Origin of the sequence: Methylobacterium sp. J-067, from assembly GCF_022829465.1 — a bacterium.
Lineage (GTDB): Bacteria > Pseudomonadota > Alphaproteobacteria > Rhizobiales > Beijerinckiaceae > Methylobacterium > Methylobacterium litchii.
Genome location: NZ_JAKSXZ010000080.1, coordinates 1 through 352, shown reverse-complemented (window position 1 = coordinate 352; position 352 = coordinate 1). Strand labels below are relative to the sequence as shown.

1 pseudogene is annotated in these 352 nt (G+C 75.6%); it reads right to left on the bottom strand.

The window, feature by feature from the left end:
• A pseudogene (locus tag MKK52_RS07945) lies at positions 1–352 on the bottom strand (hypothetical protein); the annotation flags it as partial.

Here is a 352-nt window from a genome sequence, read left to right as displayed (position 1 = left end):
CCTCCGGCGATCAGAGCGAGGGCGGTCAGAGCCTCGCCCGCGATGTCGAGGAACCGCAGGGCGCGGACGTGCGCGGTGTCGGGGCGAACGGGGGTGACGCCCTCCCATACGCAAATCGCGCCGGGGGCCTCCTCGTCCTCGCGGGCATCCGCCGACACACGCGAGCGAAGGTCGATCACCGGCCCGGAACGGCGCGGGCAGTCGGCGGCGAGGCGACCGGACGGGGCGGGCTGCGGGGCCGGCGCCGGGGTCCGGAAGGTGGACAGGGAGAGGTTCAGACCCTTCGCCCGCGCCACGGCGGTGTCGGCGGTGGAGTTGTGGGCGGCGTCGACCTCGGCCTCGTCCATCGCCC